Consider the following 16,704-nt stretch of genomic DNA (forward strand, 5'->3'; position numbering starts at 1 on the left):
AGATTAGCCGTTCGCAGCAACGGCGGCAGCCGCGTCTGCGTGATGCGTGCGGGTTCCGGCCTGGTTGGCGCTGCACGCACGGGCGTACTCGCCCAGGCACAGGCCGACGCGATGCTGTGCCAGCGCGGTGGGCGTGTTGGCCAGCGTGCCCTCGCGCACGGCGCGGTACTGCTCCGGCAGGTACTGGCTGAGCAGTACCAGTGGCGGCGCGTGCTGTTCCAGGTTGGCGAACAGGGTCTCCACCGCCTGTACCAGCGCCGGCACGCCCCAGTAGTAGCGGCAGCGGTCGCTGAAGGAATAGCTGCGCAGCAGGCGCAGCGCTGCCTCATCGCCCTGGTAGTAGGACTGCCAGTACTTCGGCTGCGCCACCATCACCTCGTCCAGCACCTGCGGCAGGCGTGAACACTGCGCGGCCGGCAGCAGTTCGGCCTCGATCGCGGCCAGCGCGAACAGCGCTTCGCGGTAGGCGAAGGTCGCCGCCGGGCCGACCTTGAGGATGGCGAAGTGGTCGCGCACCAAGGCGTGCAGGCCACTTTCGCGCTGGTAGTCGGTGGAATGCGCTTCGAACACGATGCGCGGCTGCTGTTCGAGGAAGTCGGCCAGCGTGCTGGCGGCGGCTGGGTCGTACTCGTGCACACTGCTGTGGTCGAAGTCCACGCCCGGTTGCACCACCATGGCGATCACGCGCTGCCACGCATCGCGCAGCTGCGGCGTATCGAACGCCTGCTGATGAATCGCCAGGGTCTGCGCGGCAGCAGCGGGCGTGGTCACCTGCAGGCCTTCGGCCAGCGAAGCTTCGCCACCGGGAATGGGCACTTCGGTACCGATCACGTAGACCGGCGGCGGCAGGCCGTGTTCGGCGGCGGTGCGCTCGGCGATCTCGGCCAGCTCGGCCGAACGTGCAGCGACGACGGCATCGGGCAGCGGCACCGGGTCATCGGCGCAGGACATGCTGCAATCGAGGTGGATCTTGTGGAAACCGGCGGCGACATAGGCTTCGATCAGCACGCGTGCGTGGGTCATCGCTTCAGCGGCCGGGCGCTTCTGCCAGGCATTCGGGCCGAGGTGGTCGCCACCCAGGATCAGCCGCTCGCGCGGGAAACCTTCTTCATCGGCCAGCGTGCCCACGTAATCGCGGTACTGCGGCGGGGTCATCCCGGTGTAGCCGCCGAACTGGTCGACCTGGTTGGAGGTGGCCTCGATCAGCAGCACGGTACCGTGCGCCAGCGCCACGTGCATGGCCGCGCGCAGCACCTGCTCGTTGCTGCAGCAGACGCTGTACAGGCCGACATTGGCACCGGCGCGGTGGGAAGCAAGCAGGGTCTGCAACGGGGACATGGTCAGGCTCCGGACATCAGGAAAACGAGGGTTGGCAGGCGAGCAGAGCGGCACCACGTGCGCCACCGGCATCGCCGAAGCGTGGCGGCACGATCGGTGGCACCTGCACACCCTTGAACAGGTGGGTGGCGATGGCGGCGGGCAGGTGCTGGTACAGCGGCGCGTACTGCGAAAGGCCACCGCCGAGCACGATCACGTGCGGGTCCAGCGCCAGCACCAGCGCGGCCAGGCTGTGGCCGAGCAGGTCGCGGTGGATGTCCAGCGCCTTGCGCGCATGTAGATCGCCGGCTTCGGCCAGGGCGATCACGGCGCTGGCGTCCGCGGCACTGCCACCGAGGTGGCGCTCGATCATTGCCAGCCCGCTGCCGGACACGTAGCGCTCCACGCAGCCCTGCAGGCCACAGGCGCAGTCGATCAGCGGCAGGCCATGTCGCTGCAGCAGGTGGCCGGGCACGCTCCAGTGGCCCCATTCGCCGGCCAGCCCGTTGAAACCGGTCAGCAGGCGGCCCTGCAGGCAGAAGCCACCGCCGGCACCAGTGCCGAGAATGGCGCCGAACATGCTGGGGTAGCCGTCAGCCGCGCCGCCGTGCGCTTCAGACAGGGCAAAGCACTGCAGATCGTTGCCGAAGTGCAGCGGGCGTTGCAGGCGTGCCTGCAGATCCTGCGCCACGCATTGGCCGGTCAGTGCCGGCACGTTCGCGCTGAGCTGGCGGCCGCTGCGGCGGTGGCGCACGCCGGGCAGGGCGATGCCGATGGCGGCATCACCGCGGCCCAGCGCCGCATCGGCCTCGGCCACCAGCGCCACCACCGCCTGCAGGAAGCCGTCGTAGTCACCCTGTGGGGTGGCCACGCGGCGGCGCCAGGTGACCTGCATCGCCGCATCGCACGCCACCAGCTCGATCTTGGTGCCGCCGATGTCGATGCCATAGCAGGCGTGGGCGATCAGCTCAGCCATGGTGGATGGTGACGCCCTTGACGACGCGGTTGACGGTGCCGTCCGGGAACGGGTTGTCCGGGGTCAGGCCCAGCGCGGCCGAGCGCTGCAGCGCGAACAGCTGCGCGAAGCCCAGCCACACCGGTGCCAGCCACGGATCGTCCAGTGCCGGCACGGTGAGGGTGTACTCGTCATCGGCGCCGATGTCCGAATGCGGGCCGATCGCCAGTACCTGGCCGGCCACGCCATCGCGGCGCAGTTCTTCCAGCAGGTCCTGTTCGTAGCGGCGCGCCAGCGGCTGCACGCTGCGCAGCACCACCACCAGGGTGTTGCCGTCCAGCGTCGACTTCGGGCCATGGCGGAAGCCCAGCGGTGTGTTGGCCAGCGCCAGCACGCGGCCGGCGGTGAGCTCCAGCACCTTCAGCGCGCACTCGCGCGCCAGCGCTTCCAGCGGGCCGCTGCCGAGGTAGATGATGCGGTTGAACGGGCGCTGCGCCAGCTCCGCCACCGGTGCATCCCACTGCGCCTGGCCTTCGCGGGCCAGCGCGGCGATCTGCTTCAGGCGCGCCACGCGCGCATCCCACGGCGAACGATCGAACACGGTCAGTGCGGCCAGCAGCATGCAGGTCAGGCTGCTGGTCATGGCGAAGGCGCGATCGCAGCTGGCCGACGGCATCAGCAGCGTGCAGGTATCGGCACGGCCGGCACCACGACGGGCGAGTTCGCCATCGGCGTTGCAGGTGATGTCGAGGAAGCGTGCCTCATCCACATCGCTGCGCACGCGCTCCACCGCGGCCACGCTTTCCGGGCTGGAACCGCTGCGGCCGAACGACACCAGCAGGGTGGGGCGGTCGCGCTGCAGGTACAGCGCCGGATGGGTCAGCAGGCTGGTGGTGTGCACCACGCGCACCTCGGCCGGCCACTGCGCGTTGATCGCATCGGCCACCATCTCGGCGATGAAGCCGGAGCTGCCGGCGCCGGTGAACAGCACGCGCTGGTTGGGATCGTTGAGGCTGCCGCCGAGGAAGGCCTGCAGGCGGTCGCGGGCACGCGACAGATCCTGGGCGAGGGCTTCCCACAGCGCTGGCTGCTGGGCGATTTCGGTAGCGGTATCGGCTCCGCCAAGGCGCTGCCAGGCGGACACATCGGAAAGCAGGGTGACGTCCATTCGGAGGTTCCAGTTGGGCCAGCGCACCATCTGCGTTTTCTTTCGAAATGTCAAACATCGAAAGTAAAAAGAAAGAAAATGACGCGATGACTTTTCCCGCTGCCGAGCGCTGGGGAAAACGAAAGAACGGGGCGAATGCCGTATCGCACAATGCTTAACAGGCAGCTGCAATCGATTACACAAAGTATTGCGACGCAACAACTTTCGTTTCAATGGAATATATCTTCCTTTTTCCTTTCAATTTGTTGACATCTTTCGAATCGCTGCCCTAGAGTCGGCCCAACCGCTTTCGAAACGCCCGGTGAACGGGTTGGGAGTCCGTGTGGAAATCTGCGTTCGTCGCTCGCCGCTGATGCTGGCTCTGTTGCCGGCATTGATGTTGGCGTCCATGCCGGCCCAGGCCGAGCCGGTCGGCAACCTGCGTTCGGTTGCCGCCAGCGCCAGCCGCGACGGCGTGCAGGGCTGGGACCTGCAGACCGACAAGGGCGCGCGCATCCGCATCGAACTGCCGGCCACCGACATCGTCCGCGTGCAGGCCGGCCGCAACGGCACGCTGACCGGTGCCGGCGACAAGGCCGCACCGATCGTGCTGCCGCAGCCCAAGGCGAACGTGAAGGCGCAGCTGGAAGAAGACGCTCAGGAAATCCGCGTGCGCACCGAGTCATTGGTGTTGCATGTACAGCGGCAGCCGCTGCGCATGCGCCTGGAACGGCTGGACAACGGCCAACCCACCGCGCTGTGGCAGGAACTGCAGCCGCTGGACCTGGATGCCACGCAGAGCGTGCAGGTGCTGTCCTCGCAGGCCGATGAGGGCTACTTCGGTGGCGGCCAGCAGAACGGCCGCTACCAGTTCAAGGGTCGCGAGCTGGAGGTGTCCTATTCCGGCGGCTGGGAAGAGGGCGACCGCCCCAGCCCTGCACCGATGCTGCTGAGCAGTCGTGGCTGGGGCATGCTGCGCAACACCTGGAGCGATGGCAGCTACGATCTGCGCGAGGCCGACCAGTCCACGCTGCTGCATCGCGAAGACCGCTTCGATGCCTATTACTTCGTCGGCGCCGACCTGCCGAAACTGATCGAGCGCTACACCCAGCTGACTGGCCGCCCGAACATGGTCGCGCGCTGGGCGCTGTCCTACGGCGACGCCGATTGCTACAACGATGGCGACAACAGCAAGAAGCCCGGCACCGTGCCCGAAGGCTGGAGTGACGGCCCGACCGGCACCACGCCGGATGTGATCGACTCGGTGGCCAAGCAGTACCGTGCCCACGACATGCCCGGTGGCTGGATCCTGCCCAACGATGGCTACGGCTGCGGCTACAAGCAGTTGCCGGAAACGGTGAAGGGGCTCGCCGGCTACGGTTTCCGCACCGGCCTGTGGACCGAGAACGGCGTCGACAAGATCGCCTGGGAAGTGGGCAAGGCCGGCAGCCGCGTGCAGAAGCTGGACGTCGCCTGGACCGGCAAGGGCTACCAGTTCGCGATGGACGCCAACCGTCAGGCGTTCAACGGCATCCTCGACAATTCCGATTCGCGCCCGTTCCTGTGGACGGTGATGGGCTGGGCCGGCATCCAGCGCTATGCCGTGGCCTGGACCGGCGACCAGAGCAGCAGCTGGGACTACATCCGCTGGCATGTGCCGACCCTGGTCGGTTCCGGCCTGTCCGGCATGGCATATGCCAGCGGCGACGTCGATGCGATCTTCGGCGGCAGCGCCGAGACCTTCACCCGCGACCTGCAGTGGAAGGCGTTCACGCCGGTACTGATGGGCATGAGCGGCTGGTCGTCGAACGCACGCAAGCATCCGTGGTGGTACGACGAGCCCTACCGCAGCATCAACCGCGATTACCTGAAGTTGAAGATGCGCCTGACCCCGTACATGTACGGTCTGGTGCACGAGGCCGCGCAGACTGGTGCACCGCCGGTGCGCGGCCTGATGTGGGACAACCCGCGCGACCCGCATGCGCAGGATGAAACCTACAAGTACCAGTTCCTGCTTGGCCGCGACCTGCTGGTGGCGCCGGTGTACCGCAGCCAGGCCGCCAGCCGTGGCTGGCGCCGCGACATCCACCTGCCGGCCGGCGGCTGGATCGACTACTGGGATGGCCGCCGCGTGCAGGCCGGCGCCGACGGCCGCCAGCTCGACCGCCAGGTGGACCTGGCCACGCTGCCGGTGTTCGTGCGTGCCGGTGCGATCCTGCCGATGTACCCCTCGATGCTGTTCGACGGCGAAAAGCCGCTCGATGAAGTGACCTTCGACCTGTACCCGCAGGGCGAGTCGCAGTACACGCTGTACGAAGACGATGGCAACACGCGCCGCTACCAGCAGGGCGAGTCGAGCACGCAGCAGATCCGCGTGCAGGCCCCGGCGCAGGGCAGTGGCCCGGTGCAGGTGCAGATCGATGCGGTGCAGGGCCAGTACAACGGCCAGCTGCCGCAGCGCCGCTACGGCCTGCGCGTGCTCAGCCGCCAGGCGCCGCGTGCGGTGCAGGCCGCTGGCCGCGCGCTGCCGGCGCTGGCTGATGCCGCTGCGTTCAACGCTGCTGCTGAAGGCTGGTACTTCGATGCCGCCGAACGACGCGGCACGCTGCATGTGCGCACCGCCAGCCAGGACATCCGCCAGCCGCTGCAGCTGCAGCTGGACTTCGCGGTGGCCGCTGCGGCCGCCGACGATGCCTATCCGGCTGCGCCGGTACTCGGCCGCGAACTGCCGGCCGACAGCCTGCTGGTGGTCAATCGCCCGGCCGAAGAGCCCGGCCATGCGCTGGAAAATGCCTTCGATGATGACCCGGCCACCTGGTTCCGCAGTGTGCGCAACCAAGCCGTGCGCACCGGTGCGCATGAGTGGGTGATCGGGTTCGGCGAGCGCAGGATGATCGATGGCATCGACATCGCGCCGCGCAACGACAAGAACTGGAAGCACGGCCAGGTACGCGACTACGAGGTCTACCTGGGCGACAGCAACGGCGAGTGGGGCGAGCCGATCGCGCGTGGCCGCCTGCAGTTGAAGGAAGGCGTGCAGCGCATCGCGTTCCCGGCCCATGCCGGCCGCCTGCTGCGCTTCCGCGTGTTGAGCGTGCAGAACCCGGAAGGCGACGGTGCCAGCAGCACCGATCCGATGGTCACCGCCGCTCAGGGCAGTGCCCGCGCCTTCGATGCGCTGCAGCCGCGCGACGTCGGCCCGATCGCACTGTCCACCTTCCACATCCTCGAACACCAGGAACCGGAGCGACCGGCCCGGCAGCGCTATCTCTCCGAGCTGCCGGTGCCGGCCGCGCTGGCCAGCCAGGTGCGCGCCGACCAGTCGTTCCGTGGCGGTGCCGGCATGCGCATGAACGGCCTGCAGTTCCGCCGTGGCCTGGGCGTCGGCGCCAACAGCCGCATCGACCTGCGACTGCAGGGCGGCTGGCACCTGCTGCGTGCCGACCTCGGCATCGACGACGCCTGCCGCAGCGCCGGTGGCCTGCAGTTCCAGGTCTGGGGTGACAACCGCCTGCTGTACGACAGCGGCCTGGTAAAGGCACCCGGCGTGGTCAAGCCGGAGCTGGACATCCGTGGCCTTTCCACCCTGAGCCTGCGCACGCTGGGTGCGCAGGGCAGCCAACCCGCCCAGGTCTGTGCCAACTGGGCCAACGCCGTACTGATCGGCCAGGAGGGCGACTCCGCCAGCATCGTCGCCCCATGACCCCCTCGTAACACCGCTCCTCCCCCCGCCCATTCCGACTACGGCCCTCGTGGCCGTGGCCCGGGAGCGTTTTGCCCGCCGAACGCCCACGCGCTCACTTATTGCGCTGCACCCCTGCCAGGAGAGAACCCCGATGTTGCCCGCCCGCCACCACCGCCCCCCCTGTCGTTCGATCGCTCCGCTGTCGCTGGCCATCGCCGGCGTGCTGCTGTCGGTCGCCGTTCCTGCCTTCGCCCAGGAGAGCAAGGACAAGGCCACCGACCTGGCCCGCATCGAGGTCACCGGCTCCAACATCCGCCGCACCGACGTTGAAACCGCCTCGCCGGTGCAGGTGATCAGCAAGCAGGACATCCAGAACATGGGTGCGCGCACGCTGCTGCAGGTGCTCGACAACCTGCCGGCCGCCCGCCCGGCGCAGCAGGACGCGCGTTCGCTGTTCACCGGTTCCGACGGTGCTTCGCAGGCCAACCTGCGTGGCCTCGGTGCCCAGGGAACGCTGGTGCTGCTGAATGGTCGTCGCCTGTCGTACTACGGTGCACCGGCCGGCTTCCAGACCCAGTTCGTCAACATCGACGCGATCCCGGCTGCGGCCATCGAACGCATGGAAGTGCTGACCGACGGCGCTTCGGCGGTGTACGGCACCGACGCGGTGGCCGGCGTGATCAACGTGATCACCAAGCGCAACTTCCAGGGCGCCGAGGTCAGCTTCACCAACGACACCTCCTCGCGCATCGACTCCTACGGCGAGCGCCAGGCCAGCATCACCGCCGGCTTCGGTGACCTGGCCGAGAACCGCTTCAACATCTACGGTGCGGTCAACATGTACCGTCGCGACGCGATTCCGCTGAGCGATTTCTACGACAAGCGTCCGGACCAGTACTACGTCAACAACCCGAACTACCTCAACAACCTGCGCCTGGGCGTGGGCAGCAAGCCGGGCGAGTTCAACCCGGGCACCTACTTCGCCTTCGATCCGGTCACCGGCCGCCGCGTGCAGGAAGCTGCGCCGGGCTGCAGGAACGTGCTGACCAGTGAAGCGGCCGGCCCGCGTTGCGTCTGGGAAACCTGGATGAACAACGAGATCGATGCCGGCGCCAAGTCCGAGCGCAATACCGCCTACCTCAACGGCACTTTCCTGGTGGGTGACAGCACCGAGATCTTCGCCGAGGCGACCTACACCGACATCGACCTGCGCGCCAACGGTGGCACGCCGCGCACCTACGGCACCACCACCGGCAACCCGACCAGCTGGTTCTCGCGCAATACCGGCAACACCGTCAACCAGTTCCTGTACCCGTTCCTGGGCCCCAACAACGAATACAACCACGCCAGCCCGCAGCTGAAGGCACTGATGGGTGGGGTGGTCGGCCTGAACTACCTGCTGCAGGATGCCGGCCCGAACTACTTCGGCCAGCGCAACACCGACAAGAGCTACCGCGTGCTGGCCGGTGCGCGTGGCAACCGCGGTGACTGGAACTGGGAGACCGCCTTCGCCAGCGCCGGTACCCACTCCACCACCTACCAGACGATCAACGTCAACACCAAGGGCTTCGAGAAGGCGTTCGGGCCGTACACGATCGATCCGGGTACCGGTCGGGTGATCATTTCCGACCACCCGGCGTACAAGTTCGGCGAGATCAGCGAAGCCAACGCCGCATTGATCCGTGAAGCGTTCCCGACCTTCGACATCCAGTCGTGGACCCGCCTGCATACCCTGGACGGCAAGATCGAAGGACCGCTGTTCCAGCTGCCGGCCGGTGAGATGCGCGCCGCGTTCGGCTTCAACGCCAGCCGCGAGACCTTCTACACCCCGGGTAATGCGGATGCGGCCAACGGCCTGATCACCCAGCAGGGTGGCTCGTGGTTCGATGGCAAGCGCAACACTTACGCGCTGTTCGCCGAGACCGTGGCGCCGATCACCGACAAGCTGGAAGTGGATGCGGCGGTGCGCGTGGACAAGTACCCGAACTTCAGTGCCAACGTGGCGCCGAAGATCGGCTTCAAGTACCAGGCCTTCGACCAGCTGATGCTGCGCGGCACCTATTCCACCGGCTTCCGCGCACCGAGCCTGGCCGAGTCCGGCAATGGCGGCGTGTTCGCACAGCTCGGTGGCTTCCGTGATGAACTGCGCTGCGGCGAGACCAACGCCATCGCCAACCTGCTGCTGAAGTCGCAGCGGCCGGGTGACGTCGACCTCGGCAAGAACCTGCTGAACGTCGACTGCAGCCGCACCGTGGCGCGCATGACCCAGCCGAACAAGGACCTGAAGCCGGAAAAGGCCAAGATCGCCACCCTCGGCTTCGTATACGAGCCAGCAACCTGGCTGTCGGTGTCGGCCGACTACTGGTTCATCTACCGTGACAATGAAATCGTCGCGCCGGACTACCGCCGCATGGAAGACATCATCTCGATGTCGCGCTCGCCGATCACCGACAGCGACCGTGCCAATCTTGCCCAGTTGGCGGCGATGTGCGCCGACCCGGCCAGCGGCGTGAGCTGCCCGGCCACCCTGCCGGGCTACTCCGCCGGCAACGTGGCCAGCGTGGTCGGCCAGTACAAGAACCGCGGCAAGACGCTGATCGACGGATTCGACATCGACGCGCGCAGCCGCTTCTCGCTGGGCGACTGGGGCAACCTGAACATCGGCCTGGCCGCCACCATCGCCAACCGCAACCGCTTCTACATGGACGCGGAGAACGGCTGGTACTACGGCGACGTGGTGGGCTACTACAACAACCCGCGCCTGCGTGCCACGCTCAATGCAGACTGGACCTACAAGCAGGTGACCACCAGCATGTTCGTCAACTACGTGGGCGGCACCAAGTGGGCCACCGACCAGATCGACGAAGAGAGCAACAACAAGGAAACCTGCACCGGCGGCTACCTGGCCCTGCAGAAGAGCAAGTGCGATGGTGCACCGTCGTGGTGGACCGCCAACATGAGCGTCACCTGGCGCCCGGATGACGCGTGGAACCTGAGCTTCACCGTCAAGAACCTGTTCAACCGCCTGCCGTTCTACGATCCGAACAGCTTCCTGGGTGACTCCAGTGACTACGCCACCATCTTCGGTCGTGGTTACAGTGTGACCATCGGCTACCGATTCAAGTAATTCCGTTTGCGTTACCCGGCGGGCCGGCTACGGCCGGCTCGCTGCCAAGAGGAGAGATGTCTGCCATGAAGCGTAGGGAATTCATCGCGGCCAGTGCCGCTGTCGCCGCCAGCAGCCTGCTGCCGCAGACCCCGGCATGGGCACGCGGGCGCAAGGTGCGCCTGGCCATGATCGGCACCGGGATGCGTGGGCTGGTGCTGCTGAAGGAGCTGGTGCGCCGCGACGATGTCGAGGTGGTCGCGTTGTGCGACATCGAGCCGATCATGCTCGGCCGCGCCATGGACATGGTGGCCAAGGCCGGCAAGCCGGCCCCGAAGACCTACGGCCAGGATCGCGACACCAATGCCTGGAAGCGCCTGTTGGATCAGAAGGGCATCGATGGCGTGATCATCGCCACGCCGTGGGAGTACCACGCGCCGATGGCGATTGCCGCGATGCAGGCCGGCGTGGCCGTGGGCTGCGAAGTAGTGGCCGGCATCACCCTGCAGGACCACTGGGACGTGTTGAAGACCCAGCTGAGCACCGGTACCCCGTACATGCTGCTGGAGAACGTCTGCTACCGCCGCGACGTGATGGCGGCGTTGCAGATGGTGCGCCAGGGCCTGTTCGGCGAGCTGGTGCATCTGCAGGCCGGCTACCAGCACGACCTGCGCGGCGTGAAGTTCAATTCCGGCGACCCCAACCAGCCCTACGACAGCGGCGTGGAGTTCGGGCCCAAGGGCTGGAGCGAAGCCCGCTGGCGCACCGAGCATTCGGTGGAGCGCAACGGCGAGCTGTACCCCAGCCACGGCATCGGCCCGTGCGCGATGTACACCGGCATCAACCGTGGCAACCGCTTCACCCACATCAATGCCTTCGCGACCAAGGCACGCGGCCTGCACGAATACACCGTGGCCAAGAGTGGCGGCACCACCCACCCCAGCACCAAGGTGAAGTTCAAGCTCGGCGACATCGTGACCACCACGCTGGCCTGCGAGAACGGCGAGACCATCCTGCTGCAGCACGACACCTCGCTGCCGCGCCCGTACTCGATGGGCTTCCGCGTGCAGGGTACCAAGGGTCTGTGGATGGACGTGAACCATTCGATCCACATCGAAGGCCGCAGCCCGCCGCACCAGTGGGAGGAGTTCAAGAAGTACCAGGACGAGTACGAGCACCCGCTGTGGAAGCAGAATGCCGAGACCGCTGCCAGCGCTGGCCACGGTGGCATGGACTGGTTCGTCATCCATGCATTTGTTGAAGCACTGAAGGCCAAGGCACCGATGCCGATCGACATCTACGACGCGGTGACCTGGAGTGCGATCACGCCGTTGAGCGAGCAGTCGATCGCCAATAGTTTCCAGACGTTGGAGTTCCCGGACTTCACTGCAGGTGCGTGGAAGCAGCGCAAGCCGATCTTCGCGTTCGATGGCAGGTACTGATCTGCTCTGTGTAGAGTCGAGCCATGCTCGACTGCTTTGAACACAACGCCGGGCATAGCCCGGCGTTGTTGTCTGTGGCGTCCCCCTACCAAGCCCATGCTAGGCTCGGCTTCGTGCCGGACAGTTGATGTCAAACGACAGAGAGGAGCTGCCTGATGCGCCTGCTGACCTTCACCTGTCCACTTTGCGGCGCCGCGGGGCAGCGGTTTCCACTGCTTTCCGCATCGGGACGGCAGGCGAAGACGGCATGCAGGGGATGTGGCGTGGTGCTGCGCTCGGATCCTCGCTTGGGCCTGTATACGCTCTACCTGTTGTATACGCAGATCATCGTAATGCTGGCTGCATTACCCATGATCTGGGCCTATGCCTCGGGCCGATGGTTCTGGCTGGCTGCGATCTGGGCCGTGGTGTTGATGTTGTCCTGGGTCCCCGGCGCGATCAGGCACGCACGAAGTCCGATCGTGCGCGCCTGGCGCGATCCCGATTACAGCTATGCGCGCAGGCCGGGCGCTACCACTACGCGCGCCGCTGCAAACCCCGGGCAGGGTAGCGATGTGCCAGGTGCCAGCCAATGATCCGGCCGATCATTCTGCTCCTGACCGCAAGCATGGCCGCGTGTGCATCGCACCCGGCCGATGCCGTGCAGTGTCCCGAGGCCACGATCACCTACATCGGCAGTGAAACTGTGGATACCGTGGTCCTTGGCAGGTTCCAGATCGCTACGGAGGGATCGCAGGCACTACGGCTGCCACTGGCCAGCATGGATCGGCAGGCGCATGCACACGCCGTATCGACCGATATCCGCGACGAACACGGTCTGGCCTGGCGTCCCTTCAGTGTTGTTCTGGAAGAGCTCAAGCCGCCGGCTGCGGACCTGGTGGTTGCACGTGGTGAGATTGAAACCTTCCTGTACGACGGCAAGGGCGCCTTCCTGCCCGGTGCCGTGCAGAAAGGGCAGGCGCTTTCCATCGTCGTGCGCGATCTTCAAGGTTGCACACATCGCTCGATGCCGTTCGCTCCTGAGCCACGTTGACGTGGAAGCGCAAGCGAGAGGCCCGGGGTGACGGGAACGAGCAGGGGAAGATGGCGCGCCCGGAGGGATTCGAACCCCCGACCAATGGCTTCGGAAGCCACTACTCTATCCGGCTGAGCTACGGGCGCGTTGTAGAACCGCCGCGCCACCGGCCAGTGCCGGGGCGGGCATCGCAGCGCCATGAGGCGGTGCGGGACCGGCATTCTATCCAGTTTCGCCGAACAAATCTCCCCCCACGGGCAAAGCCCTGCCGGAGGGGCAGGAGTATCCTATCGCCATGGCTGATACCCCCCTCACTTCGCCGCAGTCGCCGGCGACGCCGCGTTGGCGGCATTACTGGAGTCTGATGCGCGCCGATCGCCCGATCGGCACGCTGCTGCTGCTGTGGCCCACCTGGTGGGCGTTGTGGCTGGCCGCAGGCGGCCTGCCGCCGCTGTGGACCCTGTTCGTGTTCACTGCCGGTGTGTGGCTGACCCGCTCGGCCGGTTGCGTCATCAACGACTACGCCGACCGCTGGCTCGACCCGCACGTGGAGCGCACCAAGGCGCGCCCGCTGGCCACCGGTGCGATCAGTGGCCGTGCCGCGCTGGCGCTGTTTGCGGTGCTGATGCTGGTGGCATTTGGCCTGGTGCTGACGATGAACGGGCTGACCATCGGCCTGAGCTTCATCGGCGTGTTCCTGGCCGCCAGCTACCCCTACCTGAAGCGCTACACCCATCTGCCACAGGTCTACCTGGGAATGTCCTTCGGCTGGGGCATCCCGATGGCGTTCGCCGCCGTGCAGGGCGAGGTGCCGATGCTGGGCTGGCTGCTGTATGCCGGCAACATCCTGTGGTCCACCGCCTACGACACCTGGTACGCCATGGTCGATCGCGAGGACGACCTGAAGATGGGCTCGCACTCCACCGCGATCCTGTTCGGTGACCTCGACCTGGTCATCCAGGGCGTGCTCTACGCGCTGTTCCTGGCCACCATGGCGCTGGTTGGCGTGCGTGGCGGGCTGGGTGGGTACTACCTGGCCGGTGTGGCCGTGGCCACGGTGCTGGTGGTGTACGAGTTCTGGATCTGCCGCAATCGCGAACGCGGTCCATGCTTCAAGGCGTTCCTGCACAACAATTGGGTGGGTGCCGCGCTGTTTGCCGGCATCGCCGTGGACCTGGCGCTGCGCTGAGACGCGCAGCCGAGCGTGGGCTCGGCTCTACAGGTGGCCCCCCGAAACCGGATATCCGTAGCGCCCGAGCCCATGCTCGGGCGGCGGCGCACAGCGCCGGGCCTTCCGCCGCCTACGACCAATAGGTGGCTGACAGCCTGCACCCCACCGCCCAGAATCGATCCATCGAACCTGGGAGGGTAGGCGATGGCCTCGAAGGCAGCAGTACAGGATGGCTGGATGGCGCGCGCAGCGCTGCGCTCGGCCGCCTGGGCGGAAAAGTGGTTCCCCGACGCGTATGTGTTCGCGGTGCTGGGCGTGGTCATCGTCGCGCTGGCCGCGATGGGCTTCGGCTCGACCCCGCAGGCCACCGCCAGCGCCTTCGGTGACGGCTTCTGGAGCCTGATCCCCTTCACCATGCAGATGGCCTTCGTGGTCATCGGTGGCTACGCCGTGGCCACCGCGCCGGTGGTCGCACGCTTCATCGACTTCCTTGCCCGTGTGCCGCGCACCGGTCGCGGCGCGGTGGTGTACGTGGGCCTGGTCAGCATGCTCGCCTCGCTGCTCAGCTGGGGTTTCTCGCTGGTGTTCGGCGGCCTGCTGGTCCGCGCGTTGGCCCGCCGTACCGAGCTGCGCATGGACTACCGCGCGGCCGGTGCTTCGGCATATCTTGGCCTGGGCGCGGTGTGGGCCATGGGGCTGAGTTCCTCGGCCGCACAGCTCCAGGCCAACCCGGCCAGCATGCCGCCGGGGCTGGTGGAGATCACCGGCGTGCTGCCGTTCACCGAAACCATCTTCCTGTGGCAGTCGATCGCGCTGACCGCAGTGCTGATCCTGGTCTCGCTGCTGATCGCTTGGCTGACCGCGCCTGCGGCCGGCAGTGCGCGTACCGCCGAGGATTTCCCGGGCGCCGCGCAGGCCGAGCCGGAGCCGCTGCAGCGGCGCACGCGCCCGGGCGAGTGGCTGGAATACAGCCCGCTGCTGACCGTGCTGCTCTCGTTGCTGGCGTTCGGCTGGCTGTTCAACGAGTTCGCCAACAAACCGGTGGTCACCGCCATCGCCAACCTCAACACCTACAACTTCCTGTTCATTTCGCTGGGCCTGCTGCTGCACTGGCGCCCGCGCAGCTTCCTCAACGCGGTGGCCAAGGCGGTGCCGAGCACCACCGGCGTACTGATCCAGTTCCCGCTGTACGGCGGTATCGCGATGATCCTCACCCACGCCGCCGGCGGTGACTGGCAGACCTTGGCGCACCGGCTGTCGAGCCTGTTCGTGCACGTGGCCAGCACCGATTCGTTCGCGCTGGTGATGGGCGTCTATTCGGCGGTGCTGGGCTTCTTCGTGCCGTCTGGTGGCGGCAAGTGGATCATCGAGGCGCCCTACGTGATGCAGGCCGCCAACGAACTGAAGGCGCACCTGGGCTGGGCCGTGCAGGTCTACAACGCGGCCGAAGCGCTGCCGAACCTGATCAACCCGTTCTGGATGCTGCCGCTGCTGGGCGTGCTGGGCCTGAAGGCACGCGACATCGTGGGCTTCACCTTCATCCAGCTGCTGGTGCATATCCCGCTGGTGCTGGGCCTGCTGTGGCTGCTGGGGATGACGCTGGCGTACGTGCCGCCGGTGATGCCATGAATGCAGCGTTGGCTTCCCTGTGTGAGCCGGGAAAGCCAGCCTCGTTCAGCGCGTGTCTCCGGCTGCGAGCGCCATGAATGCGTGCAACGCCGATGACGGCATGAGCACATGCCGAACCCGCATGAATCCTTCAGGCGCTTGTGCCGCAAGAGGTTCCGCGCGTTCATTCACAGGCGTACACACGAATGTAGCCGGCCACCCACGTGTGATTAACCAATCGCTGCAGACGATGGTCCCGTCCACCGCATTCCGCGCGTGGCTTTGGAGATCGGACATGGCACAGCAGAACCAGAACCCGAACCAGAAGCAGCAGGGCCAGCAGAACCAGCAGGATCAGCAGCAGGGGCGCGGCCGCGACCAGCAGCAGCAACAGCAGCAGGAACAGCAGCAGCGCAACCAGCGCAACCAGCAGCAGGGTGGGCAGGACGAGGAAGAGTGACTTCGATGCCCCAGCCTGGGCAACCCGCGAAGCCCCGCCCTGTGCGGGGCTTCGCTTATTCCAGCACGCCGATGCGCTGCAGCACCGGCGCCGCCGACATGTCATTGGGATTGGTGCCGGGTTGGTCCTGCGGCACGTCCATGCCCATGCCGCGGTACAGATCCACCCAGTGCCGGGCGATCTGCCCGGTCTGCGGGTTGCGGAAGTTCATCGGCTGCAACGCGAACACATGGTGCGCACGGAATGCGCGCTCGATGAAGTCCGAGCAGTAGTAGCTGTCCTCGTTCAACACGTATGACGTGTTGTACGGTTTGCCCAGCATCGTGCGTGCGGTCGCGATCGCATCCTTGATGGCGGCCTGCTGCGGTGCCTGCAGGCGATAGACCACGATCTGCCGCTGCCTGGCGCGGGCGTCCTGGCGGAACTCGACCAGGGATTGCCGGCGCGATCCCTTCTCGTCGGCGTGCAGTACCTCCCACCCCTGCGACGCCAAGGCGACAAGGGCCACGTGGTCGAAGCTGGGGCCGTGCTGCTTGCCGGTGGCATCGTCGATGGCCGCGCTGAGGCCGCTGCGGCCGGCGGTGACGAACAGCAGGTCGCCTTCCCGGACCTCCAGTGCGGCCACAACACCAGGCCACAGCGTTGGCGCCAGCAGGGAGAGGGCAAGCAGGAATGCGCGCATGGGGGCCAGGGTCGAAGCGTGTGCGGCGTAGTCTAACGGCTGCTGCGATGACGTTGATTTCAGCCCAAGTGTGATATGAGTCTCAATTCAGCATGTCGGGATATTCCTGACAGCGG

12 protein-coding genes and 1 tRNA gene are annotated in these 16,704 nt (G+C 66.6%); 8 read left to right on the plus strand and 5 right to left on the minus strand.

Annotation, left to right across the window (positions count from 1 at the left end; genetic code table 11):
* Positions 1 to 3 precede the first annotated feature (3 nt).
* The 3 genes from AC5P6A_RS09225 to AC5P6A_RS09235 are packed head-to-tail and all read right to left on the minus strand — an operon-like array spanning position 4 to position 3,440.
* Positions 4 to 1,338: a D-tagatose-bisphosphate aldolase, class II, non-catalytic subunit gene (locus AC5P6A_RS09225; protein ID WP_346715015.1), complete on the minus strand. Its 1,335-nt coding sequence runs from the start codon at positions 1,336 to 1,338 to the stop codon at positions 4 to 6.
* A gap of 16 nt (positions 1,339 to 1,354) precedes the next feature.
* Positions 1,355 to 2,293 (minus strand): ROK family protein, encoded by a 939-nt coding sequence (locus AC5P6A_RS09230; RefSeq protein WP_346715016.1) that lies wholly within the window; start codon positions 2,291 to 2,293, stop codon positions 1,355 to 1,357.
* Positions 2,286 to 3,440: an SIS domain-containing protein gene (locus tag AC5P6A_RS09235; protein ID WP_346715017.1), complete on the minus strand. Its 1,155-nt coding sequence runs from the start codon at positions 3,438 to 3,440 to the stop codon at positions 2,286 to 2,288. The genes AC5P6A_RS09230 and AC5P6A_RS09235 overlap by 8 nt, the downstream gene beginning before the upstream one ends.
* Positions 3,441 to 3,762: 322 nt before the next feature.
* Between AC5P6A_RS09235 and AC5P6A_RS09240 the strand changes: the two genes are divergently transcribed.
* The 5 genes from AC5P6A_RS09240 to AC5P6A_RS09260 all read left to right on the plus strand — a co-directional run bounded on the left by AC5P6A_RS09240 (position 3,763) and on the right by AC5P6A_RS09260 (position 12,685).
* Positions 3,763 to 7,122, plus strand: a complete 3,360-nt coding sequence (locus AC5P6A_RS09240; RefSeq protein WP_346715018.1) for a TIM-barrel domain-containing protein — start codon at positions 3,763 to 3,765, stop codon at positions 7,120 to 7,122.
* Positions 7,123 to 7,255: 133 nt separating this feature from the next.
* The gene (locus tag AC5P6A_RS09245) at positions 7,256 to 10,231 is read left to right on the plus strand and encodes a TonB-dependent receptor (protein ID WP_346715019.1); all 2,976 of its coding nucleotides are present in this window, start codon (positions 7,256 to 7,258) and stop codon (positions 10,229 to 10,231) included.
* A 65-nt stretch (positions 10,232 to 10,296) separates the two neighbouring features.
* A complete protein-coding gene (locus tag AC5P6A_RS09250; RefSeq protein WP_346715020.1) occupies positions 10,297 to 11,652 on the plus strand; it encodes a Gfo/Idh/MocA family protein in 1,356 nt (451 codons plus the stop codon).
* A gap of 155 nt (positions 11,653 to 11,807) precedes the next feature.
* The gene (locus tag AC5P6A_RS09255) at positions 11,808 to 12,227 is read left to right on the plus strand and encodes a hypothetical protein (RefSeq protein ID WP_346715021.1); all 420 of its coding nucleotides are present in this window, start codon (positions 11,808 to 11,810) and stop codon (positions 12,225 to 12,227) included.
* Positions 12,224 to 12,685, plus strand: a complete 462-nt coding sequence (locus AC5P6A_RS09260; protein WP_019661621.1) for a hypothetical protein — start codon at positions 12,224 to 12,226, stop codon at positions 12,683 to 12,685. The genes AC5P6A_RS09255 and AC5P6A_RS09260 overlap by 4 nt, the downstream gene beginning before the upstream one ends.
* Positions 12,686 to 12,736: 51 nt before the next feature.
* Here the strand turns inward: AC5P6A_RS09260 and AC5P6A_RS09265 are convergent.
* Positions 12,737 to 12,813 (minus strand) — tRNA-Arg (locus tag AC5P6A_RS09265).
* Positions 12,814 to 12,962: 149 nt separating this feature from the next.
* On the opposite strand from AC5P6A_RS09265, the gene ubiA reads away from it, so the two are divergent.
* From ubiA to AC5P6A_RS09280, 3 genes are all read left to right on the plus strand, one after another.
* Positions 12,963 to 13,856 carry a 4-hydroxybenzoate octaprenyltransferase gene (ubiA, locus tag AC5P6A_RS09270; protein WP_019336794.1) on the plus strand — a complete coding sequence of 298 codons (894 nt, stop codon included), beginning with the start codon at positions 12,963 to 12,965 and terminating at the stop codon, positions 13,854 to 13,856.
* 186 nt (positions 13,857 to 14,042) lie between these two features.
* Entirely contained in the window at positions 14,043 to 15,467 is a 1,425-nt protein-coding gene (locus AC5P6A_RS09275; RefSeq protein ID WP_495222298.1) for a short-chain fatty acid transporter, read from the plus strand.
* 274 nt (positions 15,468 to 15,741) lie between these two features.
* Positions 15,742 to 15,906: a hypothetical protein gene (locus tag AC5P6A_RS09280; RefSeq protein WP_005414774.1), complete on the plus strand. Its 165-nt coding sequence runs from the start codon at positions 15,742 to 15,744 to the stop codon at positions 15,904 to 15,906.
* Between the two features lie 55 nt (positions 15,907 to 15,961).
* Here the strand turns inward: AC5P6A_RS09280 and AC5P6A_RS09285 are convergent, their stop codons facing one another.
* Positions 15,962 to 16,588, minus strand: a complete 627-nt coding sequence (locus AC5P6A_RS09285; protein WP_019661619.1) for a YiiX/YebB-like N1pC/P60 family cysteine hydrolase — start codon at positions 16,586 to 16,588, stop codon at positions 15,962 to 15,964.
* Between the last annotated feature and the right edge of the window lie 116 nt (positions 16,589 to 16,704).

It is taken from the genome of Stenotrophomonas sp. YJH_SMC_20 (genome assembly GCF_059367845.1).